The sequence below is a fragment of the Chryseobacterium sp. Leaf394 genome (assembly GCF_001424105.1).
Lineage (GTDB): Bacteria > Bacteroidota > Bacteroidia > Flavobacteriales > Weeksellaceae > Chryseobacterium.
Genome location: NZ_LMQH01000004.1, coordinates 14797 through 40930 on the forward strand (window position 1 = coordinate 14797; position 26134 = coordinate 40930).

The following is a 26134-nucleotide window of genomic DNA, read 5'->3' on the forward strand; positions in this document are numbered from 1 at the left end:
GCGGAGCAAAGCAATTTGTCTTCGCCTTTTTTAATTTTAAAAATGAACGACGGATTTTATATTCAAAGATGCATTGAGCTTGCAAGAAAAGCTTTTGGAAAAACCTATCCCAACCCCATGGTCGGAAGTGTGATTGTACATAAAGGCAAAATTATCGGGGAAGGCTATCATCAGAAAGCAGGCGAACCGCATGCTGAAATTAACGCCATCAATTCTGTAAAAAACAAAGAGCTCATTCCTGAATCTACAATCTATGTTTCTCTGGAACCCTGTGCTCATTATGGTAAAACACCTCCGTGTGCTTTAAAAATCGTTGAACTCGGTTTTAAGAAAGTCGTAATCGGAGCCATGGATTCTCATGACAAAGTGAACGGAAAAGGAAAAGAAATCATTCAGGATGCAGGGATAGAAGTAGTTTCGGGAGTTTTGGAAGATGAATGTACAGATTTAAATAAGAGATTCTTCACTTATCACGAAAAGAAGCGTCCTTACATTGTCCTCAAATGGGCAGAATCTGCAGACCGTTTCATGGATAAGGATTTTAAACCCACACAAATTAGCAACACACTTACAAAGCAGTTTGTACATCAGCTCAGAAGCAGCGAACATGCTATTCTGATCGGCACGATGACTGCGCTCAGAGATAATCCTAGCCTTACAACGCGTGAAATCAGCGGAAGAAGTCCGGTAAGAGTATTAATTGATGTAGATTTGAAAGTTCCGCAACACTACCATATCTTCAATAACGAGGCAGAGACTTTGGTTTTCAATTCGGTAAAAAGTGAGGAAGATGGAAATGTGAAATTCATTAAAACTTCGAGGGAAAATTTAATTCAGAATCTGCTGACCAAACTGCATGAACGCCAGATTCAGTCGGTGATTGTAGAAGGCGGTGGCTTGGTTCTTCAACAGTTTATCGATGCCGGCCTTTGGGATGAAGCGATTGTTATCAAAAACAGCAATTTGATTCTAGAAAATGGGACAAAAGCTCCGAAATTCGGGAATAAAGCTTCTGATATTCAGGATTTCAGAGATAACGTTATTGAATTTCATTTTAATAAAAATTAAGCAGGAAGCCTAATGTTGCACGAGTATAAAACCATTTCAAAACCCGTCGAAAATATCCTTTTGAAAGAAAAAGGAAGTAAGTTCATTGGTTATGCATTTCCTGTGAACAGTGAAATGGAACTGAAAGGTGCTCTGGAAAAAATCAGACTCGAACATCCCAAAGCGACACACCACTGTTATGCTTTCAGAATGGGCTTAAATGGAGAAAACTACCGTGCGAACGATGATGGCGAGCCTTCCGGAAGTGCAGGATTACCAATTTACAATCAGCTTCTGGCGAATGAAATTACAAATGTTCTCGTCATTTCCGTCAGATATTATGGCGGAACAAAACTTGGAGTTTCAGGATTAGTGAAAGCTTATAAAGAATGCGCTAAAATCACTCTCGAAGAAGCTGAAATCATCATAAGAGAACTGGAAACTGAAATTACAGTTCAGTTTAATTTCGATCAGCAGAATGTTATTTTCACTTTACTTTCAAAATTTGATGCTAAAATTTTAAATTTTGAAACTTTTGAAAAATGCGAAATCAGGGCTTCAATAAAATTGGCAGAGAAAGAAAACATTTCAGAAAAATTATCTGAAATGCAGCATGTTTCTTTTGATTTTAATGACTGATTACAATTCAGTCTGTTTTTTGGTTTGAGGATCATAAAGAATAATCTTTCCGCAGTCCTTCCCTAACCTATCTTTTAAAATGACACTTATTTTCCGGTAAATATCATCTTCCGGAAGAGGAGCCGATTTAATCTCCTTCATCGCCCAGTTTTGCAGGTTGATGATGTAATATTTATGATATGGCTGCACATGATCAGGAACAGAAAAATCCCGATATTCCTCATTTTCTTTTGACACATAGATATAAAGCTGCTTTTCCTTCCCTGTGTAAAGACTTGAAGAAAAATACTGATACCACATCCCGAAGAAACTGAAGACCGGCATCACAAACCAGAGTAAAAACCAAAAAGCATTTCTTTTTAGCAGAGTCAGTGAAAAACTTTCAAAAGGTTTCAGATAAACAAGTATGAGCATAAAAATCATGGCTAAATTCCAGCTCCAGATTACAGGATTGTAATTCAGACCGAACGGACCGATAAAAAACAAAACAATAATATGAACTGAAATTAAGCAGTAGCTTACATATTTTTTTCGCCTTGAAAAGAGAAGCACTATTCCCGCAAAGATTTCTATGAAAGGAATGATGAGGCCGAGAAAAAATAATTTATATCCCACAATAGTTTCCTGTGAAAGATTAAAGAGATTTTCAAGAACCATTCGCAGCCAGACATTTTCTAAAAATCCACGGTTTAATTTATGCAGACCGCTGAAAATGTAAACTGAAACAAGAAAAAAATGAAGGAGCCGAAAGAAAGTTTTCTTTTTTCTAAAATGCAAAAAATAGAGTGCAAAAATACAGATGTACATAAACTCCCAGGGTTGCCAACGGACGGTATCTAGACTGCAACTCAGAAATTCAAAAATTAAGAACAGTATTAAAAAATATTTTTTAGGTGAAATAACAATCGCAAATAGCATCAGCATGGCAGTTCCAAACAAAGCAAGGTGAATCTCGGAAGGAACTTTCTGGAGAAAATCAGCGGGAGCAACTACAGGATATTTTCTGTCTGTAATCCATGTTTTATAACTGAAAACCTTCGTCACAAACCACAATACCGCAATGACGCGAAGCAGAAGTACAGATCTGCCCTGCTCTGAATTAAGTATAGTTTTTAAAGAGTTCAAAAGGATTTAATTTTAAATCAAAAATATTAAAATAACCTTGATTTAATAACAAAAAAAATCCCGGACAACAATCCAGGATTTCTATATTTTAATTTATAATTTTTTAATCTCTTCTTCCACTCATCAAAAGTGATGCGAAATATAAAAGTTGCGCCAACGATCCAATAGCCGCCACCAAATATGTTCTTGCTGCCCATTTCAAACTGTCTTCCACACCAACATATTCCTGTGCAGTCACAGTTCCGGTATCTTTCAGCCATTTCATTGCCCTGTTGCTGGCATCGTATTCTACAGGAAGTGTAATAAACGCGAACAGAGTCGTCAGTGCAAACATAATTACACCGACAAATAAAAGAATTCTGTTGCCGCTCATTGCCATAAGCAAAATACCTCCCATGATTACAAACTGCATCAGGTTTGAGCTGATGCTTACCACAGGAACCAGCTTTGATCTCAGTTGCAGCATAGAATATCCGACTGCATGCTGTACAGCGTGACCACATTCGTGAGCTGCGACAGCCGCTGCTGCTGCATTTCTCTGCATGTATACCGCTTCTGATAAATTTACCGTTTTATTTTCCGGATTGTAATGATCTGTCAGCTGTCCGGGAACTGAAATTACCTGAACGTCATGAATCCCGTTGTCATACAGCATTTTCTCAGCAACTTCTTTTCCCGAAAGTCCGTTGCTAAGTCTTATTTTTGAATAATGTTCAAATTTTGATTTTAATCTCGAAGAAACCCACCAGCTGATAAGCATCGAGATCCCGATTATAATGTAATATCCTGTCATTTTTACTTTAAATTTCAATCTAAGATTAGGATTAGAAGATGTAAAAATTGTGCCAAAGTTTAAGCAATATTTAATTATATTTGTGGTTCTATTTACCCGAAAACTATGTCTGAAGTTTCCATTTTTGAAGTAAAAACGCCTGAAGATTTAAAGAAATTTGTAAAGTTCCCGATGGATCTTTACAAAAACAATCCCTATTACGTTCCATCCTTTATTAAAGATGAAATTAATGTCTGGAATCCGAAGGAAAATCCGGCACTGAGTTATTCGGAAGCGAAACAGTTTTTAGCTAAAAAAGATGGTAAAATCGTTGGCAGAATCGCGGTGATGATCAATCATAAAGAAGAAAAGGAACTCGGCATCAGAAAAGTACGTTTTGGATGGATTGATTTTACAGACGACAGAGATGTTTCAAAAGCTCTGATCGATACTGTGATTGATTACGCAAAATCTCATCAAATTGACAAAATCGAAGGCCCGATGGGCTTCACAAACCTCGACAAAGCGGGAATGCTGACATTCGGTTTTGAAAAAATTGCGACAATGATCGGAATTTACAACCATGAATATTATCACCGTCATATTGAAGAGCTTGGGTTGGTAAAGGAAAAAGAATGGGTGGAATTTGAAATGAATTTCCCAAAAGTACTTCCTCCGAAAGTAGAAAAATTCAGCTCTCTGATTGCTGAAAAATACAACTTGAGAGTTTTGGATTTCCAGAGCAAGGAAGAAATTTTACCTTATGTAAAACCGATGTTTAAGCTGCTTGACGAAACTTACAAACATCTTTCCACCTACACTCCTATTACAGAAGAACAGATCAAAACATACAAAGAAAAATTCTTTCCGATGATTGCCAAAAACTACGTAATCTGCGTGGTTGATGAGCATGACGAACTGGTTTCTTTCGCCGTGACAATGCCTTCTTACTCCAAAGCGTTACAAAAATCTAAAGGTAAACTTTTCCCGTTTGGGTGGTGGCATTTTATGCAGGCTCAAAAGAAAAATGACCGTGCCAATTTCTACCTGATAGGAATTCATCCTGAATACCAGAGGCGAGGTGTAACGGCTATTATTTTTAAGGAAATATTTGTCCGTTTCAACAGTATGGGAATTGATTTTGCAGAAACAAATCCTGAACTGGAAGAAAACAAAAGTGTACAGCTCCTGTGGCAGGATTACAATCCTGTGAATCACAAAAGAAGAAAAACCTATTCATTACAGTTTTAATATGAAACCACATCTCATTATATTCGGAATTATGATTGCAGGCTTCATTGCTTACAATCTTTTCTTCGCCGCCACAGACGACAGAGCGAATACACTGATCAATATTATTTACGCAAGTGTTCTCTTCGGATATATGGCTTTTATGGCTTTCGTAGTGCTGAAAAAAATGAGGAAATAATCCCTATTTTTAATAATTCTAAATTATGGTTTTTCTCCATAATGAAACGACTTTTAGCGTGATTAATTTCACGCTTTATTGTTTATTGCCTAAATTTGCAACTTGAGATAATAATGTAAAAATGAATTTACCAGAAAATTACATTCCGATCCTTATTCAAGCGGGTGTAGCTGTAGGATTTGTAGCGATTTCGCTCCTTGGCGCACACTTTTTAGGACCAAAACAGAAAAAAGGAAATTCTGTAAAAAATCAAAGCTGGGAGTGCGGTGTGCCTGTGGAAGGTAATGCAAGAACTCCATTCTCGATTAAATATTTTCTTACTGCAGTGCTTTTTGTACTGTTTGATATCGAAATCGTATTTTTTTATCCTTATGCCGTAAATTTCAGAGAATTCGGATTCGAAGGCTTCCTTGCGGTGCTTACATTCGTTGCCATTTTCTTCCTTGCATTTTTCTATGTGTGGAAACGTGGCGCTTTGGACTGGGATAAATAAACAATCATCATTTTAAATAAGAGATTTAGATAAACACAATCAGATTAAAGTTAACATTAGCGGTAATTTGGAATCTAAATTAGAATATTAAAAATCAACAAAATGTCAGATCAAAAACCAATTATAAGAACAGATGCACCAGCTCCCGAAGGATTTGAAGGAGAAGGTTTTTTCGCAACAAAACTGAGCAGTGTGATCGGTATGGCAAGAAAGTTTTCACTTTGGCCATTGCCTTTTGCAACTTCTTGTTGTGGTATCGAATTTATGGCGACGCTTAACCCAACGTATGACGCATCACGTTTTGGTATGGAAAGAAACTCTTTCTCACCAAGACAGGCAGATATGCTGATGGTTTGCGGAACTATATCTAAAAAATTAGGCCCTGTTTTAAAAGAAGTATACACGCAAATGGCTGAACCGAAATGGGTTGTTGCTGTTGGTGCATGTGCTTCCAGCGGTGGTATTTTCGACAGCTACTCTGTTTTACAGGGAATTGACAAAATTATTCCTGTGGACGTTTATGTTCCCGGATGCCCGCCAAGACCGGAGCAGATTATTGAAGGGGTTATGCAGGTTCAGGCTTTGGCAGAGAGCGAAAGCATCAGAAGAAGAGATACTCCTGAATATCAGCATTTATTAGACTCTTATAATATTAGCAACTAAGAGAATGACGAACGAATTTGTATTAGAAGCCATAACAAGAGAGTTTCCTGAAACGGTAATTACCAGCTCAGAGCCTTACGGAATGCTGACGATTGAAGTTAAAAAAGAAGACCTTAAGAAAGTAGTTCATTATCTGAAAGACTCATCATTGGAAATCAATTTTCTTACAGACGTTTGTGGAATCCATTACCCGGAATTCCCAGATAAGGAAATCGGTGTGGTTTATCACTTACAGAATATGATGACCAACTTCAGATTACGTCTGAAGATTTTCATGACAAGAGAAAATATCGAGGTAGACTCTCTCACTGAACTGTATGCAGGAGCCAACTGGATGGAAAGAGAAACTTTTGATTTCTACGGAATTAAATTTAAAGGTCATCCGGATCTCAGACCTATTTTAAATATGGAAGATCTTGGATACCACCCTATGTTGAAAGAATATCGACTTGAAGACGGTACCAGAACCGATAAGGACGATGCAATGTTCGGAAGATAATATAGCCAATGGCGGATGGCAGCTAGCCAATAGCCAGAAGCAAATAGCTAAAAGCAAATATTATGAAAGATAACTCATTATCTAATATACTTAACCAACACGAAAGTAAAGAACAGATTGACGGGCAGTTATACACCCTGAATCTTGGTCCTACTCACCCTGCAACACACGGAATTTTCCAGAATGTGTTGACGATGGATGGAGAAAGAATTCTTCATGCTGAGCAGACCGTTGGTTATATCCACAGAGCTTTTGAGAAAATTTCTGAAAGAAGAAACTATTCTCAGATTACTACTCTTACAGACCGTATGAACTACTGTTCGGCTCCTATCAATAATTTAGGATGGCACATGACGGTTGAAAAACTTATCGGTATCAAAGTTCCAAAGCGTGTAGATTACATGCGCGTTATTTTAATGGAACTGGCGAGAATCGGTGATCACCTGATCTGTAACGGGGTAACCGGAATGGATGCAGGTGCTATTACAGGATTGACATATATGTTCATCGAAAGAGAGCGTATTTACGATATGTACGAGCAGATTTGTGGAGCGAGGATGACAACCAACATGGGAAGAATCGGAGGTTTTGAAAGAGATTTTACTCCAAAATTCCATGAGTTGCTGAAAGATTTCCTGAAAACTTTCCCTGCAAGATTTGCAGAATTCGGTCAGTTGCTGGAGAGAAACAGAATCTTCATGGACAGAACCATTGGTGCCGGAGCAATTTCTGCGGAAAGAGCTTTAAGCTACGGATTTACAGGTCCGAATTTACGCGCATCAGGTGTTGATTATGATGTAAGAGTTGCAGAGCCTTATTCTTCGTACGAAGATTTTGACTTCATCATTCCTGTTGGAACTGCAGGTGATACTTACGACAGATTTATGGTTCGCCAACAGGAGATTTGGGAATCAATCAAGATTATTAAGCAGGCATACGAAAATCTTCCTGAAGGACCTTTCCACGCAGATGTTCCTGACTTCTATCTTCCTGAAAAGGCAGATGTTTACCAGAAAATGGAAGCGTTGATCTACCACTTCAAAATTGTAATGGGTGAAACTGATGTTCCAAAAGGAGAAGTTTATCACGCAGTAGAAGGAGGAAACGGAGAATTAGGATTCTATTTGGTAAGTGACGGTGGTAGAACGCCATACAGACTGCACTTCAGAAGACCATGTTTCATTTATTACCAGGCTTATCCTGAAATGATTACAGGTTCTGTGATTTCAGACGCCATCGTTACGATGTGTAGTATGAACATTATTGCGGGAGAATTAGACGCGTAAAATTGTATAAAGTATAATGTACTGATGTACAATGTACTTGAAAATATAAACAGTAAATAATTACCCAGTACTCTGTACTTCGTATATTTTACAACTGAATAGTTCCCAAAAGAACTTTTTAATTAAAATAAATTTAGAATTGAGCCTTTGAATCTCAAATTTCAAACCTCAAATTTCAAATCAGATAAAGATGAGCGAAACAATAGCTTTTAAACCGGAAAGTTTACAGCAGGTCCATAAAATCATGGCAAGATACCCTGAGGGAAGACAAAAATCTGCTCTTCTACCTGTGCTTCACATTGCACAGAAAGAATTCGGAGGTTGGTTAGACGTTCCTGTGATGGATTATGTTGCTGAATTATTGAGTATTAAGCCAATTGAAGTATATGAAGTTGCTACTTTCTATACCATGTTCAATATGAAACCGGTTGGTAAATATGTTTTGGAAGTTTGCAGAACGGGACCTTGTATGGTTTGCGGAAGCGAAAAAATATTAGATCACATCAGAACAAAACTGAACATAAAAGACGGCGAAACTACTGCCGACGGAATGTTTACCCTGAAGCCAGCTGAATGTCTTGGTGCATGTGGATACGCTCCAATGTTACAGTTAGGAAAGTTCTATCACGAAAATTTAACGATAGAAAAAGTAGACGAAATCCTTCATCTTTGCAGAGAAGGACAGGTTGACTTGGGCTAAAAAAATTTTAAACTAATTAAAAAAAAGCATATAACTGTCACACTGAGCTCGTCTAAGTGTAAAGGCCAAAAGCCAGCAGCTAAATGCTAAAAGCATAATTAAAAATGAGTAAAAAACTTTTACTTAAAGACGCACACATAGAAGGCATCCGCTACTTTGAAACTTATCGTAAACAGGGAGGTTACACTGCAGCAGAAAAAGCCTTGAAAATGACACCCGAAGAAATTCTTGAAGAAGTAAAAGTTTCAGGTCTTCGTGGTCGTGGTGGTGCAGGTTTCCCAACAGGAATGAAGTGGAGCTTTCTGGCAAAACCGGAAGGTGTTCCAAGACACTTGGTAGTGAATGCTGATGAATCTGAACCGGGAACTTTCAAAGACAGATATTTAATGGAATTTCTTCCTCATCTTTTGATTGAGGGAATGTTGATTTCATCTTATACTTTAGGTTCAAATGTTTCTTACATCTACATCCGCGGAGAATATTCATGGATTCCGGATATTTTGGAGGAAGCGATTGAAGAAGCTAAAGCTGCAGGATTTTTAGGTAAAAACATCTTAGGAACAGGTTTCGATTGTGAAATTTATGTTCAGAGAGGTGGCGGAGCTTATATCTGCGGTGAAGAAACGGCTTTACTTGAATCTCTTGAAGGAAAAAGAGGAAACCCAAGATTAAAACCACCTTTTCCGGCTGTAAAAGGACTTTGGGAAAGACCAACGGTTGTAAATAACGTTGAATCGATCGCAGCTATTGTTCCGATTATCGATATTACCGGTGCAGAATATGCAAAAATCGGTGTTGGACGATCTACAGGTACAAAATTAATTTCTGCCTGCGGAAATATCAATAAGCCCGGAGTTTATGAAATCGACATGACCATTACGGTTGAAGAATTTATTTACTCTGATGAATACTGTGGCGGAATTCCAAACGGTAAAAAGCTGAAAGCTTGTATTCCAGGAGGAAGTTCAGTTCCGATTGTTCCGGCAAACTTATTATTGAAAACCGTAAATGGTGAACCAAGATATATGAACTATGAATCTCTTGCTGACGGTGGTTTCGCTACCGGAACGATGATGGGTTCAGGAGGTTTCATTGTTTTGGATGAAGACCAGTGCGTTGTAGAACATACCATGACTTTGGCGAGATTTTATCACCACGAAAGTTGTGGACAGTGTACTCCTTGCCGTGAAGGAACGGGATGGATGCACAAAATTTTAAAGAAGATAGAAAAAGGAGAAGGAAAAATGGAAGACATCGATTTGCTTTGGGATATCCAGAGAAAAATCGAAGGAAACACCATTTGCCCATTAGGTGATGCGGCAGCATGGCCTGTAGCAGCAGCAATCCGTCACTTCAGAGATGAATTTGAATGGCACGTGAAAAATCCAGAGTTGTGCTTAACACAAAACTACGGGTTGGCCAATTATGCAGACCCTATTCCGGCTGCAGCAAGTAATTAATAGAGGTTGAAATTTTGAAGAAAATAATTGCTGTAGGCCTTTTGTTGTCGAATTTTGTGTTTGGGCAGGTTACTACAGAAAAAAAAGATATCAATCCTTTTAAAAAAGGATCTGTAATGGCATTCTGGGGTTGGAATCATGCTAAATATTCCAAATCCGACATTCATTTTAAAGGAGACGGTTACGATTTTCAGCTGAATGATGTTGTGGCCAATGACAGACAGACCAAATTTGATTGGGGAACCTATTTTAATCCGGGAAGCATAACAATTCCTCAGGTTAATTACAGGATTACCTATTTCCCGAAAGATAATTTTGGAATTACCTTAGGGATGGATCATATGAAATATGTGATGGATCAAAACCAGACTGTAAATTTTAAAGGTCACATTAATGATCCGAAATATGCAGGAATGGTCAGTAACGGAACTGTAGATCTGCGTGGAGAAGATTTTCTTACGTTTGAGCATACAGATGGTTTGAATTATATCAATATCGGAGCACAGAAATATCATAATGTCTTAGACAAAAAAAATATAGATGTTTTTGTAAGTTACGGAGGAGGGATTGGTGCATTACTGCCAAAATCCAACGTCCGTCTGATGGGAAACGAGAGAAGTGACAGATTTCATCTGGCAGGTTTCGGAACCGATATCAGAGCAGCAGTTTCTGTGGTTGCAGTGAAACACATTGTTTTGCAGGCCGAAGGAAAATTAGGTTACATCAATTTGCCCGATATAAAAACAACCCTGAACAATAAGCCCGATAAGGCTTCTCAGGATTTTGTGTATGCACAGTTCAATTTCGGAATTGGATATACATTTAATACAAAAAAGTATAACTAAAATATAGCTTTAAAGCTTTAACAGCTTAAGCGAAAAGCATAGAATATGAGCGAAGAGGTTAAAAAATTCAAAATAACGATAGACGGACAGACTACTGAAGTTTTGCCTGGCACTTCTATTTTGGAAGCTGCAAGACAGATCGGTGGAAAATCTGTTCCTCCTGCAATGTGCTACTACAGCAAACTGGAAACCAGCGGAGGAAGATGCAGAACATGTTTGGTAGAAGTTTCCAAAGGTTCGGAAGCAGATCCGCGTCCTATGCCGAAACTAGTAGCAAGTTGCAGAACCAATGTGATGGACGGAATGGAGGTAAAAAACCTTTCTTCTGATAAAGCACAGGAAGGCCGTAAAGCTGTTACTGAATTCTTACTGGTAAACCACCCGTTAGACTGCCCGGTTTGTGATCAGGCCGGAGAATGTCATCTTCAGGATTTGGGTTACGAGCACGGAAATCTTGAAACAAGAACTGAATTTAAGAGAAATACTTACGATGCAGACGACTTAGGTCCACACATCAAACTGAATATGAACCGTTGCATCCTGTGTGCAAGATGTGTTTTAGCAGCTAATCAGTTGACAGGCGAGCGAGAGCACGGAATTTTGTTCAGAGGTGATCATGCTGAAATTTCTACTTATTTAAATAAAGCTTTAGACAATGATTTCATCGGAAACGTAATTGACGTTTGTCCGGTTGGAGCATTGACAGACAGAACTGCACGTTTTGCAAGCAGAGTATGGTTTACAAAACCAATGAACGCTTCATGTAAATGTGATAAATGTTCAGGTAAAGCTACTGTTTACATGAAAGGTGATGAGATCGTAAGAGTTACCGCTAGAAAAGACCAGTGGGGAGAAGTTGAAGAATTCATCTGCGACACTTGCCGATTCGAAAGAAAAAGCCTCAGCGACTGGAACCTTGAAGGCCCGAGAAATATCGACAGACATTCAGTTATTTCATTGAACCACTACGAAAAGCCTAAAGACGAATTGAGAGTTTTAGACAATCCGATGGCGAAAGAAATCAGCGAAAAAGACGAAAAATAAAAATTTGAAAATTTATTAATTTGAAAATTTGAAAGTGGGTTTACTTTAAACCTCAAACTTCAAATCTCAAATTTCAAACTATAAAAGATGGATTTAATTACATTTAAATTAATACTTGTACTTGCACTTTTCCTGCTTTCATTAACGATTGCAGCCTACTCTACCTGGGCAGAAAGAAAAGTGGCAGCCATTATGCAGGACAGAATCGGGCCTAACAGATCTGGGCCATTCGGTTTACTGCAGCCTCTTGCAGATGGTGGTAAATTTTTCTTTAAAGAAGATTTTACACCGCACAATGCAGAAAAATTTCTTTTTGTATTGGGACCTGCACTGGTAATGTTTATTTCATTAATCACCGGAGCAGTTATTCCATGGGGTAAAACACTGAGCATTGGAGACGTTTCTTATGACTTACAGGTTGCCAACATCGATGTAGGTGTACTTTTCATTATTGGTATGGCTTCAATTGGAGTTTATGGAATTATGATCGGTGGCTGGGCTTCCAACAACAAATATTCACTACTTGGTGCCATCCGTGCTTCTTCGCAAATGATTTCTTACGAATTGGCGATGGGGCTTGCACTGCTTTCTATCATTATGATGACAGGAAGTTTAGATTTAAAAGTAATTACTGAAAACCAGGCTGAAGGAAAACTTTGGGGAATTATCCCTTTCGGTTCCGGAATGAACTGGAATATATTTTACCAGCCTCTGGCATTCCTTATTTTCTTTGTTGCAGCGTTGGCAGAAACCAACCGTCACCCTTTCGATTTACCAGAGTGTGAATCTGAACTGGTAACCGGATATTCTACAGAATATTCTTCAATGAAGTTAGGTTTGTACATGTTTGGAGAATATGTGAATATGTTTATTTCAAACGCTTTTATGGTCGTTCTTTTCTTTGGAGGTTACAATTACCCGGGAATTGAATGGGTAACTCAGAATTGGGGAGAAAATACCGCAGGAATTTTAAGCATCGTAGCATTTTTAACGAAAACGGTAGTCGGAATTCTGATCTTCATGTGGATCAGATGGACGTTGCCAAGATTCAGATACGACCAGTTGATGCACTTAGGATGGAAAACTTTGATTCCATTGGCATTGGTCAACTTGATGATTACAGGAGCGGTGATTTTAGCTTTTCAATAATTTGAGATTTGATGTTTGAGATTTGAAATTCGTTTGTAAAACAGATTTTCACTATCTTAAACAAATAAATTTCAAATAGAATGGCAACGATTAACAATTTTGAAGATTTAGAAATTTGGCAAAGTTCAAGAAGCCTTTGTCAGCTGATTCAAAAAGAATGTTTATTGAATCCGAAATTTTTAAATCACGATAAAAATCAAATTGACAGAGCTTCAGCGTCCATTATGGATAATATTGCTGAAGGTTTTGAAAGAGAAGGCAATAAAGAATTTATAAACTTTCTTACCATGTCTAAAGGTTCAGCAGGCGAAGTTCGCTCGCAATTAATAAGAGCTTTGGACAGAAATTATTTAGAGGAAGAGACATTTAGTTTTTTAAAAGAGCAGACAATATCTTTATCTAAAAAACTTTCAGGATTTATAAATTATTTAAAAAGTACCGAACACAACGGGAATAAATTTAAAAGATAAAGTTAATAATTAAAAGCTTGAGAATTATGATTATGACAATTCTATTCAGAATTAAATTTCAAATCTCAAACTTCAAATTTCAAATAATATAATGAAATTAACCAACAGATCAAAAGTTGTTTCGAATAAAGAAATGACCCTTGCTGAAAAAATCTACCTTCCGGCGATTTTCAAAGGTATGGGTATTACTTTCAAACATGCTGTGAGAACCGTTGTAAAACGAGCTCCGAATGTTTATTCTTATCCGGAAGTACAGAAACCGAGAGCAGATATCTGGAGAGGTCAGCACGTTCTGAAAAGAGACGAAGAAGGCAGAGAAAGATGTACAGCCTGTGGTTTGTGTGCCGTGGCATGTCCTGCCGAAGCAATTACAATGACTGCTGCTGAAAGAACCAGAGAAGAAAAAGATCTTTACAGAGAAGAAAAATATGCATCAGTATATGAAATCAATATGTTGAGATGTATTTTCTGCGGTATGTGCGAAGAGGCCTGTCCGAAATCTGCAATTTATCTTACAGACCGTTTAGTTGATGTTGAAACCAACAGAGGATCTTTCATCTACGGTAAAGATAAATTAGTTGAAAAAATTAATGAAAGGATTGATATTACTGAAAGACAGTCCGAGAAACAAAAAAATGCAGTAAAATAATGGATCAGTTTTTATTTTTCCTGGTGGCGTTTTTAGCAGTGGCAAGTGCAGTTTACTTTGTATTTGCAAAAAATCCTTTATATGCTATTCTGTCATTAATTGTTACAATGTTTTCAATCGCGGGAATGTACGTTCTTCTGAATGCACAGTTCCTTGCCATCATACAGATCATCGTTTACGCAGGTGCGATCATGGTTTTATTCCTTTACATCCTGATGATGCTTAATCTCAATAAAGAAGATGAAAGTAAAAAATCCAGTTCATTGAAATTTATCGGAGTTTTTACAGCTGGTCTTCTTTTAATCGGGCTTTTAGGTGTTTTCAGAGGTATTGAGCAGAAACACGTTGTGGTAGCCAATGTAGATAAAGGTGTTGGTCTTACAAAAAATCTGGGAAGACTTTTATTTAACGAATATGTTTTGCCGTTTGAGCTTGCTTCCATCCTTATTCTGGCTGGTATTGTAGGTGCGGTGTTAATCGGTAAAAAAGATTTATAAAATTATGGGAGAAGTAAATACATTTATGCAAAGCATTCCCTTAGAGTACTTCATTATTCTTTCGTCTGTACTTTTCAGTCTGGGAGTTTTGGGAGTATTGGTAAGAAAAAATGCGATTGTGATGTTGGGTTGTGTAGAGCTGATGCTCAATTCTGTAAACCTTTTACTGGCTGCATTCTCAGCATATAACGGGAACAGCGACGGACAGCTTCTGGTATTCTTTATCATGGTAGTTGCTGCTGCTGAAGTAGCGGTAGGTCTGGCAATTATTGCAATGCTATACCGAAATACCCGTTCTGTAGATGTAAGTATATTTAATAAATTAAGAGGATAAAGAATGGAAAATTTAGTGTATGCAATAATACTTTTACCTCTTTTAGGGTTTCTCATCAACGGGCTTTTCGGGAAAAATCTTCCTAAAGTTGTAGTTGGTTCTTTGGCTACAGCAATGGTTTTCGGATCTTTTGCAATTGCCGTTTATTTATTTTTAAATTTCGATTCTGAAAGCCAGCCACAGGTTTTTACAGCTTTTGAATGGTTCAGAGTAAATGGAATTCAAGTTAACTTCGGTTTCCTTATTGATCAGCTTTCTTTGATGATGGTAATGATTATTACGGGTATCGGATCTCTGATTCACCTCTACTCTATCGGTTATATGAGTCACGATAAAGGTTTCTATAAGTTTTTTACTTATTTAAATCTATTTATCTTCTCCATGTTACTTTTGGTAATGGGAAGCAATTACCTCATCCTTTTCATCGGATGGGAAGGTGTAGGACTTTGTTCTTATCTTTTGATCGGATTCTGGTATACTAACGAAGAATACGGTAAAGCTGCGAGAAAAGCTTTCATCATGAACAGAATTGGTGACCTTGCATTGTTGATCGGCATCTTTATGATCGCTTCACAAACTAACGCAATTGATTACCTTTCTATAAAACAAAACGCCGGACAGTTTGAACTGGACGGAACAATCATTATCTTCATTACCGCGAGTTTATTCATCGGAGCGACAGGTAAATCTGCTCAGGTTCCTTTGTATACTTGGTTGCCGGATGCGATGGCAGGTCCGACTCCGGTTTCTGCATTGATTCACGCAGCAACGATGGTAACGGCGGGTATCTATTTAGTGGTAAGATCAAACTTCTTATTCACTTTAGCACCAACCGTTCAGGGCGGAATTCTTTTCATCGGATTCTTAACAGCGGCTTTAGCAGGTTTCTATGCACTCAGACAAAACGATATCAAAAAAGTCTTGGCATATTCTACAGTTTCACAACTTGGTTTTATGTTTATTGCTTTAGGTTTGGGAGCTTATACCACAGCAATGTTCCACGTTATGACGCATGCTTTCTTTAAAGCTTTAATGTTCCTCGGAGCTGGTTCTGTAATCCACGCAATGAGCAACGAGCAGGATATGCGTTTCATGGGAGGTTTAAAAAAATATATTCCAATTACTCATTTTACATTCCTTATCGGAACTTTGGCCATCTCAGGATTCCCTTTGCTTTCAGGAATGATTTCTAAAGACGAAATTTTGGTTGCCGCTTTCGCTAAAAACCCTGTTTACTGGGTAATCTTGTTTTTACTGGCAGCAACTACCGCAGCTTATATGTTCAGACTGTACTATCTTACTTTCCATGGAGAGTTCAGAGGTACGGAAGAGCAAAAACATCATTTACATGAGAGTCCATCGACGATGACTTTACCTTTAATCGTACTTGCAGTTCTTTCAGTTTTAGGTGGATTTATCAACCTTCCTCACTTCATCGGTCACGGGCATTATGCTAAACTGATGGAATGGCTTAAACCTGTTTTAACAGAAGAAAGCTACAAACAGATGGAATCTACTCTATCGGGAGTTCCGTTCGGAACTGAAATGATTCTTTTGGGTGCGACAGTTTTAATGTTCTTTACCGTTTGGTTAATCGTTAAAAACATTTACATCAACAAAAAGAAACAGGCTTTACCGGAAGAGCAATACACCGGATGGGAAAGGCTTTCTGCTAAAAAATTATATGTAGACGAAATTTACAATGCTCTGATTGTAAAAACAGTTGAAGGATTGGGACGTGGCGGAAAAATGTTTGACAAAAACGTTTTAGATAAAGCTGTAGATTTCGTAGGCGAAGGTGCTGAAGACAGCGGAAGATCTATGAAACGCATCCAGAACGGAAATGTAGAAACCTACATTCTCATCATGTCTTTAGCTGTGGGAATTATATTGATTGTTAACTTTATATTACAATAATGTCTTATTTACTATTAACATTATTACTTTTACCTCTTGTAGGTTCGGGAATAGTCTTTGCCTGGAAAAATGCTTCCAGCAAATATGTGGCACTGGCGATTGCCCTTGTACAAATGCTCTTAACCTTCTATGTGGCTGCAGATTTTGACTTTGCACCTACCGTAGACAGCGTATTGCAGTACGAAATTAACTATCCATGGTCTCAGTTTATCAAAAGTACGCTGCATTTTGGGATTGACGGGATGAGTTTACTTCTTCTGTTGCTGACCAACATTCTGATGCCGATCATCATTCTTTCATCATTTAATGAAAATGTAAGCTACAGAAATACTTTCTATGGCCTAATTTTATTGATGCAGTTTGGTCTTATCGGAGTTTTCACTTCTTTAGACGGATTGTTATTCTATATTTTCTGGGAAGTTACTTTGATTCCGATCTGGTTTATTGCGGCTCTTTGGGGTCAGGAAAACAAAAGATTTGAATTTACTACAAAATTCTTCGTGTATACTTTCGTAGGTTCATTATTTATGCTTGCAGGAATCATCTATGTGGGGATTCATTCAGCATCATTTGCACTTACAGATTTATATAATGCCAATTTGGGAGATACGCAGCAGGTGGTTGTTTTCTGGATGATTTTCTTCGCTTTTGCAGTGAAACTTCCGGTTTTCCCTTTCCATACATGGCAGCCGGACACGTACACCTACTCTCCTACTCAGGGATCAATGCTTTTATCAGGTATCATGCTGAAAATGGCGATCTACGGAATTTTACGATATTTATTACCAATCACACCAACTGCTATCTTAGGAATCAGCGGACAGATTGTAATCATTCTTGCGATTGTAGGAATTGTACACGGTGCTTTAATTGCGATTATTCAGACTGATATGAAAAGAATTATTGCTTATTCATCATTCTCTCACGTAGGCTTGATGGTAGCGGGAATCTTTGCTTCAGCTGTTGTTACTTTAAGAGGAACTTTCAATGTGGAAGGTGCAGAAGGTGCTTTGGTACAGACTTTTGCTCACGGTATCAACGTTGTCGGACTTTTCTACTGTTGTGATATTTTATACAAGAGATTCAAATCAAGAGATATCAGACAGATGGGTGGTTTAGCGAAAGTAGCACCGAAATTTGCTGTTCTTTTCCTGATTATTATTTTAGGATCAATGGGCGTTCCGTTGACAAATGGTTTTATCGGTGAATTTATTTTGATTAAATCGATTTTCAGCTTCAGTGTTCTGGCATGTATCATTTCAGGTCTTACGGTTATCCTCTGCGCAGCTTATCTTCTTAGATTTTACGGAAAAGCGATGTTCGGAAAGGGTGACGATACTGTTTTGAGTACTGCAAGAGATCTTTCGGCAGTAGAATTTTCGGTACTGGCAAGTATTGCGGTATTTGTGATCGTTTTGGGAATCTTCCCTCAGCCGGTTATCGATATGGTAGGAACTTCTGTACAGTTTATTTACAAATCTCTAATTTCTTAAGAAATTCAGATTGAGTGACATAAATTTTAATTAAATAATTTAAAAAATAAGAGAACAGAAAAATTTAGATAGGATAAATTTCAAATCTCAAATTTTAAATCTCAAATCCATACTATGAGTGTTTTAATAATTGTTTTCCTAACCGCTGTTGCAGCTTTGTTTTCAGGAGTTTTTGAAAAAGGAAAATTGGCGAGATACATCGGTATTCTGGGGCTTATCATCGCTTTGGTTGTGAGCTTTTTCCCACAGGCAGAATTTCTGAACCAGTACAAAGTCATGTACAACTACAGTGACAATGCAGCATTATTTACCAAAATTTCTTTGGTTACTACATTGCTGTTGTTTTTCCTGGGTGGTTTTGCATTCAGCAATCACAGAAGCCATCAGTCTGAACTGTATGCCCTGATGCTTTTTGCACTTTGTGGTGGGATTACCCTTTTCGGTTTCCAGAACTTAGTAACATTATTTATCGGAATCGAGATATTATCTATTCCGTTGTATGTACTTGCAGGGGCAAACAAAACAGATTTAAGATCAAATGAAGCCTCAATAAAATATTTCCTGATGGGAGCTTTTGCTACAGGATTTCTTTTATTCGGTATTGCTTTCATTTACGGAAGCACCGGAAGTTTTGATTTAATGAACATTCAGGATTTCAGTATTGCAAATCCTAACAGCATTATGTTTACCATTGGAGTAATCATGATACTTTGTGCCATGTCTTTCAAAGTGGCTTTGGCACCATTCCACATGTGGAGCCCGGATGTATATTACGGTTCTCCTTCACTGGTAACTGCTTTCATGGCGAGCGTGGTAAAAATCTCAGGATTTTTTGCTTTATTTAAAATGATGAGCATCGGTTTTGTAGGCGTTACCGAACAATGGATCGATATTCTGGGCGTTTTCGTTATCATCACTCTTCTTTTGGCCAACGTAATGGGACTTGCGCAAACCAATGCAAAAAGAATGCTTGCATATTCATCAGTATCACACGCCGGTTACATTGGTCTAGTGTTCTTCGGAATGAATTCTATGAGTACATACACCCTGGCATTTTACCTTTTTGCTTATTCACTGGCAACGGTAGGTGTGTTTATGTGTCTTATTTATGTTGAAAAAATCAAGAAAGAAGCATCTTACGAAGCATTTAAAGGTCTGGCGAAATCTGAACCTCTTCTTGCAGTAGCCACTTCAATATCTCTGCTTTCAATGGCAGGAATTCCTTTAACTGCTGGTTTTATGGGTAAATTTTCATTATTTGCACAGGCTTTAGGAAATGATGATAATGTAGGAATCGTATTGGTAGCCGTTTTAGGCTCAGCGATTTCAATTGCTTATTATTTAAGACTGATCATCGCTATGTTCTTCTTCAAAGAAACCACATTTAAAACAGCAGAAAAAGCAACAATCACTTACAACATCGTAGCAGTTTTTGTCATTGCATCACTCGTTGTATTCGGAGTTTTCCCCGATTTGTTTGCTAAAGTTTTTGCGTTCGCAGGATAAGAAAATTCTCTTTTAAAAAAATAAATTAACCTTTCAAATTATTTTGGAAGGTTTTTTTGTCCGGAAGAAATTTTAATATCACTTGTAGTAGAACTACTACAAAATTATTGGAGAAAATTCTTTAAGTTTATAATGATGAAAAAAATAAACACTGATGATATCGCAAAATTTTATCAAACACAAAGTTCGTCCTGATGACAACCTAAGTTCACTGGCGAAAAGAATTAATATTTCTGAAACTGACCTGAAAGATTTTCACAATCAAAACTGCGGAAACCTGCCTAAACTTTGGGTCAACAATCTTCAGGGAATTGAGGTCGTGTTGATTCCTACAAATTTTATTACTGAAGAAGAAAAACAAGTTCAGCTAAGAAAGTTACTGCCTGCAGAAAATTACCATCCCAATTTTCATCTCAGTCAATATTCTGTTGAAGAAATCATTGAGCAGACCGGAAAAGAAGACTTGAAAATAAATTATACAACTGATTTAAATTTTAGAGAAATTGAAAGCAGATTTGTCGTTGATGTTGCAGTAAAAGATTACACAAAAAATGGCAATATTCCGGATGATAAAATTTCTTTGCTGTCATTGGAATGTATGAAAAGTCTCTACCCCATTTCGTTTCAACTTTCCGATAACGGCAAACTGGAATCTTGCTATGAACATCAAATCACAGTTGAGAAATTCAAATCTAAAAGAAGTGACATTGAAGATTTTTATATTGGAGAAATTGCAAGAAAATATCTGAATACATTTGAGCAAAATATTTCAGACGAAGATTACTTTTTAAAGCAGATTCAATCTGCTTTGATACATCAGATTTTATTCCCCAACCTGATATGGTTTCATAAAAAATCGGTTTGGCAGGATAAATTTGTAATCTACCCCAATTCTTTTCCTTTGGAATTTGAATGTAAAACTGAAAATCAACTTCAGGATGATGGTATTTCAGAAACAGTAATTTCCGCAAGCCTATGGGAAAATTGCAGTCTTCGGGAACTTATAAAAGGTGTGCGAATCGAAGATGAAAATGAAAATGATCTTTTACAAATTGATATCAGCATACATTACTTTACAAGTCAGACTACGAAAAAGCTGCTGGAAGTAAAATCGTCTGTATCAATTTGGTTTCAGGGCGAATTATTTCAAAAACATACATTAAACATAACACAAAATTGATATGAAAACCTACATTACCCAACCCGATGATTCATTTGCTGGGATTGCGAAAAAGTTTCAGATCAAAGATGAATTTTATTTGAAAACTTACCACAATCTTAACTGCTCCCAAGAAAATCTTATTCACGGAAAAATTCCAGCGCGAACTCGGATTATGATTCCTGAAGACCCTCAATTTATGAATGAAGAATTATCATCTGACGCAGATTTTGATGACAGTAATATCAGCCCTGAAAATGGCTTTGATGATCAATCAGAGAATATAAAAGAAGAATATTTAACGGATGAGAAAAAAGAAAATGATACAACAGGTGGAAAAACAGAAGAAGAACAAGAAAGTACTCCCAGCGATCATGATGGTAAATATTTTGTCATTCAGAAAGGAATGTGTCAGTGTAATCAGGGTTTTAAATTTCCAAAGTTCAAAGTGACCAGTCATCAAAAACACTATTGGAATGACGCCGATGGCGAGGCCGACTATCTCGCAGTCACTGAAGATGATCTCACCTTTGAGCCTGCCGCAACGCCATTCGGAAACTGCAAACTAAAACCAACTTCAGGCGGATACCTACCCTGCTCATATGCCCCTGCCGGAAAATGGACAAAAACCTATGACAAAGTGAAAGTCATGGGTAAAAGTTGCCTCACCGAAATTTCTGAACTGATGTGCAGAACAGGTGGAAAAATAACCATTTTTAAACATGGTCAGCAGAGCGAAATCGGAAAAGCAATGTAGAGAAAGCAGATTCCCGGGAGCAGCATGTGTATAATCCTTTGGTGGATTTTGAGGAGTTTAGGGAGGAAGTAAATGGTAACAATGAAGATGCCTGGTAAATAAAAACATACAATCATGGAAAAAAAAGGCGTATCACAAATTTCAGGAACTGTAAAACCTGTTGTAGGAGAAAAATATATCTATCACGTTACAGGATGGTATCCTGATACAGAAGCAGAAAAAAGAAATCCTAAACTTGTAACCTGGGAACTCTTCAAACAGAGAAAAAATGGTAATTTTACAAGTACCAACATCAGGAAAAAGGAATCAGCGAATTTACTTTTGGCGAAAATGCAGTAGGGTCAGTGTATAAATTGGAAGCCTATCTCTATGCTTCGGAGGGAGGCGGATTAATTATTCATCCTCAGCCCAGCAAAATTCCGGTTATTAATAAGGTAGAATTGTTTTATGTAGATGACACAGAAGGTACTACCTTTAGCTTCATGGAAAAGCTGCGGGCAAAAGCTTACTGTACCAATATGCTAATGAAAGAGCTTTCTTTTACCTTGTGGGAAGATGATGCTCAGGGAGAAGGTCATCATCCTAATAACAAGCTGATTCTAACCAAAAAAGCAAAAGTGGATAAAAATGGTGTAGCCGTTGCTGAATTTATGCTTACCCGCGCATTGATCCATAAGACCATGCAAGGTGAAGCAGACGCGAAGAAACTGGAATTTTATGTTACGGTAGAATATTATGCTAAAAAGAAACATTCAACAGAGAATATTCACATCGACAATCCTCTTCCTCCTATTAATGGAGAAGTAAGAGATTCCCCTGCTGAAACTATCCCAAAAGCTAAAAACTCTCCAGCAGAACAGAAACCTCCGAGCATGAAAGAGGAAAAAGGAATTGGAGATATTGCTGTAGATAAAGCAAAAGAGCTGTGGGATTGGTTGGAAGCAAAAGGAACCATTATAAAAGAACAACTTCCTACTGTGCAACATCCAGATGGGAAATCGCCGGCGGTTGTGAAGGAGACTGCAGTTGCCAAGAGAGAAGACAAAGAATGTTGTATTATAGATGAGGAATTTTTCTTAACAAATTATGAAAAAGAATTTCCACGTTATAATAAACAAGGAAAACTAATTCCACTTTCAGATTTGGTTAAAGTCAGTTTGCGAAGAATGTTTAAAAGTACTTCAGAATATTACTCTAACGAAAGTCGATGTTGTAATAAGTATCACATTGCGTATATGTTAGCTACTGCCAAACATGAAACTGGTCATAGTTTTGATCCAATTGAAGAAGCAAATTGGTTGAGTTGGAATGTAAGAAAAAAATATTTTGAAGAAATGTATGATCCCGTCCTTGGCAAAAATGAAAAGCGTAGAAAAATGGCAAAAAATAATGGAAATACAAAAGAAGGCGACGGAGCAAAATATTATGGTAGAGGATATGTCCAATTAACTTGGAAAGATAATTATCAAAAAATGCAAGATAAATTTGGGGTTAATCTTGTAGACAACAGGAGTAACGCTTTAAATCATGAGTTAGCTGTCAAGATAATGATATATGGAAGTGAAAAAGGAATATTTACTGGAGTAAAGCTCGCTAACTATATATCTGACAGCAAAAAAGATTATGTAAATGCAAGAAGAGTTATTAACGGAACAGATGAAGCGAATTCTATCGCTGGATACGCAGAAAAAATTGAAAAATGTTTAAAAATAAAAGAATGTAACTGCGCAAAAACTCAAGAAGGTTCTCAACAAAAACCAGCATTAAGTGGTAAGATTGTTTTTTTTGATTCTGGTCTAAGTGAGGAAAGAGTAAGTGTTGTTAGTCAGTTTACCATTTCGTTATTAGAGAAAGCAGCAAAAAATTCAGCAAATGATAAGCTAATAATAACTAGTACCATAAGATCAACGAGGAAACAAGCAGAAGTTATGTACAGTAATGAAAGTAATGGAAATCATATTAGATATGCAGCACCTGGAAGAGAAGTCATAACTGTTTTTAATGCTGGTAAAAGTAAAGGTAATTCCAAAGAAAAAATTATTTCTGATATGGACAGAAAAATTATAGAACTTTCAGAAAGCGGACAAAGAGTATCATTACATTGTGTTTCAAAAGAAACCTATAGTAAAAACAATATTATTGATATTTCTTATTCTAAAGGCGTTAAAAATCCTCGAGATTTAATTCGTGAATTAGTAAAAGATTCAGCTGTTACCAAAATTATTCATCCTCTTAATAATGTTGTTAACAATAGTAAAATTAGATATGATACTAAAGAACCCGCAATACATGTAGAAATAAAAATACCATGAAAAAAACATATATATTAATACTTATCACAGCTATTAGTATTTTAGTCAGTTGTCAAGAGCCAAAAATATCACGCACCGACCAAATTACAGAGAATAACAATTTAGATGAACTATTCAAACAAGATGATGGTTATCAATACACTAAAGTAGGTATTGCATGTAAAAAAATAATCTTACTAAGTTAAAAGAATTAATTTCTAAAGGGGCAAATATTAATATTGCAAAAACAGATGATATATATGAATTTGATGCATTGTATGTTGCAATTGAAAATAAACATGTGCCAATTACAAATTTTTTAATACTAAGGGGTACAGATGTAAATAAAATATATACAGAGGAAGGTTTGACTCCCATTGTATTAGCTACAAACTTAAATCAAATTGTAATCGTAGAATTACTAATTAAAAACGGAGCTAATGTCAACCCTATTGATGTTGAAGACTCTGATTATACATATGTTCCTCTATTATCAGCAATAAATAATAATAACATTACAATTTCAGAATTATTAATTGAAAATGGAGCAAAAACTGATATTAAAAATAATAAGGGAGAAACAATTGAAACTTTATTGTCATCCAAAGGTGGTAATTGGAAAAAATTGTTATCAAAATATAAAAAATAATATTACAAAAATGAAATATACATTATTACTAATCTCTTTTATCGTTTGCTTTAATTATTCATGTAAAGAATCAGGTATTAAAGAGAAACAAAACAAAACAGTTTTGAAAAACATTAATAACACAGAGACCTTAAAGTCCAATTATCAAAATTTATGTAATGTTATTGTCAAAGAAAAAGATATTATAATAGACTGTGGAAGAATAAAAGTCTATTCAAATTTGATTATTGATGAGATGTCTATTTCTACTGAATTTATTCAAGGTGAGCAAAATACATTTTCATTGCTTTATGAATTTAATGCTTCTGTAACGAAAGTAAAAGAAAAATATGATTTTGTATATTCAGCTAAAGGATTAAGACTCATAAAGAAAGAAACTCTAAAATATGGCAGAGAAGGAATTTCTTTTACAAAAGTATACTTTAAAAAATATATGATGGAAGATAAAAGTTTTGATGATATACAATCATTAGCCTCAAATGTAAATGACGTCTTTAATAAATATCCACTAGCTTTTCTATACGATAATCAGCAAAAATTATTTGGTAAAGAAATATATGACTTATCCCGTGAAGACTTTTATATTAACTATCCTGATGTGAAACAGCCAAATTTAGACATTGTAAATGTAGAACTTGCAAATAATTTGGCTTTTGATTTACAAAATGAAAATATTAATATTTCATCAAAATTAATTTTAGAAAGTATAGTTGAAAAATATCCTGACAGAGTAGTTGCATGGCTTAATTTAGGAGATGTGTATTGGTCTTTGAAAGATAGTATTAAAGCAAAAGACGCTTATCAGAAATATATTTCCTTGATGAAATCTCAAAAGAAAGACTTATCAAAAATCCCTCAAAGAGTTTATTATAGGACGAAATAATTTTTAAATAATAGCTAAAAGCATCACTGGCTCCCTTGCACAAAACAAACCTCCAAGCATGAAAAAGGCTTTGATACATTGTAGCAGCCAAAGCAAAAGATTTATGGAATTGAATGGGAAGAACTAACAGAGCCGCAAGCAAAATCTGTAGCCTGCCTTGTAAAAGCTTTGTTAAAATATTATAATTTGGATAACAGGAAAATAGATTGCCACGAACATTTAGCTCCCAAACAAAGTGGAGAAGGACAGGTTGTATTCGATGCTATTAAAGATTATATATAACTTACTATGAAAAATACATTTATACATTTCGCAATACGCAACAGATAATATTAACGTCAAAAATCCGCTTCCTCCCATAATCGGAGAGATAATAGA

General features: G+C 36.5%; 28 protein-coding genes. 26 read left to right on the top strand and 2 right to left on the bottom strand.

What is annotated here, in order from left to right:
• Positions 1-42: 42 nt before the first annotated feature.
• Entirely contained in the window at positions 43-1068 is a 1026-nt protein-coding gene (gene ribD / locus ASG21_RS00770) for a bifunctional diaminohydroxyphosphoribosylaminopyrimidine deaminase/5-amino-6-(5-phosphoribosylamino)uracil reductase RibD (protein WP_056074651.1), read from the top strand.
• Positions 1069-1080: 12 nt separating this feature from the next.
• Positions 1081-1686, top strand: coding sequence for a YigZ family protein (locus ASG21_RS00775; protein WP_056074652.1), 606 nt, complete (start codon positions 1081-1083; stop codon positions 1684-1686).
• Here ASG21_RS00775 and ASG21_RS00780 read toward each other — a convergent pair whose 3' ends face one another.
• Together ASG21_RS00780 and ASG21_RS00785 are read right to left on the bottom strand one after the other, a co-directional pair.
• Positions 1687-2811, bottom strand: coding sequence for a hypothetical protein (locus tag ASG21_RS00780; protein WP_056074655.1), 1125 nt, complete (start codon positions 2809-2811; stop codon positions 1687-1689).
• Positions 2812-2914: 103 nt separating this feature from the next.
• On the bottom strand, positions 2915-3604 hold the full coding sequence (locus ASG21_RS00785) for a zinc metallopeptidase (RefSeq protein ID WP_056075217.1): 690 nt from the start codon (positions 3602-3604) through the stop codon (positions 2915-2917).
• A 105-nt stretch (positions 3605-3709) separates the two neighbouring features.
• Here ASG21_RS00785 and ASG21_RS00790 point away from each other — a divergent pair, with 105 nt between their 5' ends.
• The 24 genes from ASG21_RS00790 (at position 3710) to ASG21_RS00900 (ending at position 25756) form a co-directional block, all read left to right on the top strand.
• Positions 3710-4834, top strand: a complete 1125-nt coding sequence (locus ASG21_RS00790; RefSeq protein WP_056074657.1) for a GNAT family N-acetyltransferase — start codon at positions 3710-3712, stop codon at positions 4832-4834.
• 1 nt (position 4835) lies between these two features.
• Positions 4836-5012 (top strand): hypothetical protein, encoded by a 177-nt coding sequence (locus ASG21_RS20275; protein ID WP_185113695.1) that lies wholly within the window; start codon positions 4836-4838, stop codon positions 5010-5012.
• Positions 5013-5133: 121 nt separating this feature from the next.
• A complete protein-coding gene (locus tag ASG21_RS00795) occupies positions 5134-5505 on the top strand; it encodes an NADH-quinone oxidoreductase subunit A (RefSeq protein ID WP_056074660.1) in 372 nt (123 codons plus the stop codon).
• A 102-nt stretch (positions 5506-5607) separates the two neighbouring features.
• Entirely contained in the window at positions 5608-6168 is a 561-nt protein-coding gene (locus ASG21_RS00800; protein ID WP_047447216.1) for an NADH-quinone oxidoreductase subunit B, read from the top strand.
• A gap of 4 nt (positions 6169-6172) precedes the next feature.
• A complete protein-coding gene (locus tag ASG21_RS00805) occupies positions 6173-6667 on the top strand; it encodes an NADH-quinone oxidoreductase subunit C (protein WP_056074661.1) in 495 nt (164 codons plus the stop codon).
• A gap of 62 nt (positions 6668-6729) precedes the next feature.
• Entirely contained in the window at positions 6730-7953 is a 1224-nt protein-coding gene (gene nuoD, locus ASG21_RS00810) for an NADH dehydrogenase (quinone) subunit D (protein ID WP_056074662.1), read from the top strand.
• Between the two features lie 190 nt (positions 7954-8143).
• Positions 8144-8653, top strand: a complete 510-nt coding sequence (locus tag ASG21_RS00815; protein ID WP_056074664.1) for an NAD(P)H-dependent oxidoreductase subunit E — start codon at positions 8144-8146, stop codon at positions 8651-8653.
• A gap of 104 nt (positions 8654-8757) precedes the next feature.
• Complete coding sequence (gene nuoF, locus ASG21_RS00820) at positions 8758-10113, top strand: NADH-quinone oxidoreductase subunit NuoF (RefSeq protein ID WP_056074666.1); 1356 nt, start codon at positions 8758-8760, stop codon at positions 10111-10113.
• A gap of 14 nt (positions 10114-10127) precedes the next feature.
• Positions 10128-10958, top strand: coding sequence for a hypothetical protein (locus ASG21_RS00825; RefSeq protein WP_056074669.1), 831 nt, complete (start codon positions 10128-10130; stop codon positions 10956-10958).
• 45 nt (positions 10959-11003) lie between these two features.
• Positions 11004-12002 (top strand): 2Fe-2S iron-sulfur cluster-binding protein, encoded by a 999-nt coding sequence (locus ASG21_RS00830; RefSeq protein ID WP_056074671.1) that lies wholly within the window; start codon positions 11004-11006, stop codon positions 12000-12002.
• An 87-nt stretch (positions 12003-12089) separates the two neighbouring features.
• Positions 12090-13151 carry an NADH-quinone oxidoreductase subunit NuoH gene (gene nuoH, locus ASG21_RS00835; RefSeq protein WP_056074673.1) on the top strand — a complete coding sequence of 354 codons (1062 nt, stop codon included), beginning with the start codon at positions 12090-12092 and terminating at the stop codon, positions 13149-13151.
• An 80-nt stretch (positions 13152-13231) separates the two neighbouring features.
• Positions 13232-13621, top strand: a complete 390-nt coding sequence (locus tag ASG21_RS00840) for a four helix bundle protein (protein ID WP_056074676.1) — start codon at positions 13232-13234, stop codon at positions 13619-13621.
• A gap of 91 nt (positions 13622-13712) precedes the next feature.
• Positions 13713-14270, top strand: coding sequence for an NADH-quinone oxidoreductase subunit I (locus tag ASG21_RS00845; protein WP_056074678.1), 558 nt, complete (start codon positions 13713-13715; stop codon positions 14268-14270).
• Entirely contained in the window at positions 14270-14767 is a 498-nt protein-coding gene (locus ASG21_RS00850) for an NADH-quinone oxidoreductase subunit J (RefSeq protein ID WP_056074680.1), read from the top strand. The genes ASG21_RS00845 and ASG21_RS00850 overlap by 1 nt, the downstream gene beginning before the upstream one ends.
• A 4-nt stretch (positions 14768-14771) precedes the next feature.
• Positions 14772-15101 (top strand): NADH-quinone oxidoreductase subunit NuoK, encoded by a 330-nt coding sequence (gene nuoK, locus ASG21_RS00855; protein WP_056034936.1) that lies wholly within the window; start codon positions 14772-14774, stop codon positions 15099-15101.
• Between the two features lie 3 nt (positions 15102-15104).
• Positions 15105-17018 (top strand): NADH-quinone oxidoreductase subunit L, encoded by a 1914-nt coding sequence (gene nuoL, locus ASG21_RS00860; RefSeq protein ID WP_056074682.1) that lies wholly within the window; start codon positions 15105-15107, stop codon positions 17016-17018.
• Positions 17018-18511, top strand: coding sequence for an NADH-quinone oxidoreductase subunit M (locus ASG21_RS00865; protein WP_056074684.1), 1494 nt, complete (start codon positions 17018-17020; stop codon positions 18509-18511). Before nuoL ends, ASG21_RS00865 begins: the two co-directional genes overlap by 1 nt.
• Before the next feature lie 114 nt (positions 18512-18625).
• A complete protein-coding gene (locus ASG21_RS00870) occupies positions 18626-20017 on the top strand; it encodes an NADH-quinone oxidoreductase subunit N (protein ID WP_056074687.1) in 1392 nt (463 codons plus the stop codon).
• Between the two features lie 154 nt (positions 20018-20171).
• Positions 20172-21197: a LysM peptidoglycan-binding domain-containing protein gene (locus tag ASG21_RS00875; RefSeq protein WP_056074690.1), complete on the top strand. Its 1026-nt coding sequence runs from the start codon at positions 20172-20174 to the stop codon at positions 21195-21197.
• A gap of 1 nt (position 21198) precedes the next feature.
• A complete protein-coding gene (locus ASG21_RS00880; RefSeq protein ID WP_128414176.1) occupies positions 21199-21933 on the top strand; it encodes a DUF4280 domain-containing protein in 735 nt (244 codons plus the stop codon).
• 114 nt (positions 21934-22047) lie between these two features.
• Positions 22048-22272, top strand: a complete 225-nt coding sequence (locus tag ASG21_RS00885; RefSeq protein WP_056074692.1) for a hypothetical protein — start codon at positions 22048-22050, stop codon at positions 22270-22272.
• A 14-nt stretch (positions 22273-22286) separates the two neighbouring features.
• Positions 22287-24245 carry a hypothetical protein gene (locus ASG21_RS20395; protein WP_199767865.1) on the top strand — a complete coding sequence of 653 codons (1959 nt, stop codon included), beginning with the start codon at positions 22287-22289 and terminating at the stop codon, positions 24243-24245.
• Between the two features lie 253 nt (positions 24246-24498).
• Positions 24499-24873 (top strand): ankyrin repeat domain-containing protein, encoded by a 375-nt coding sequence (locus tag ASG21_RS00895; RefSeq protein ID WP_056074694.1) that lies wholly within the window; start codon positions 24499-24501, stop codon positions 24871-24873.
• Positions 24874-24883: 10 nt separating this feature from the next.
• Complete coding sequence (locus tag ASG21_RS00900) at positions 24884-25756, top strand: hypothetical protein (RefSeq protein WP_128414177.1); 873 nt, start codon at positions 24884-24886, stop codon at positions 25754-25756.
• Positions 25757-26134: the final 378 nt, after the last annotated feature.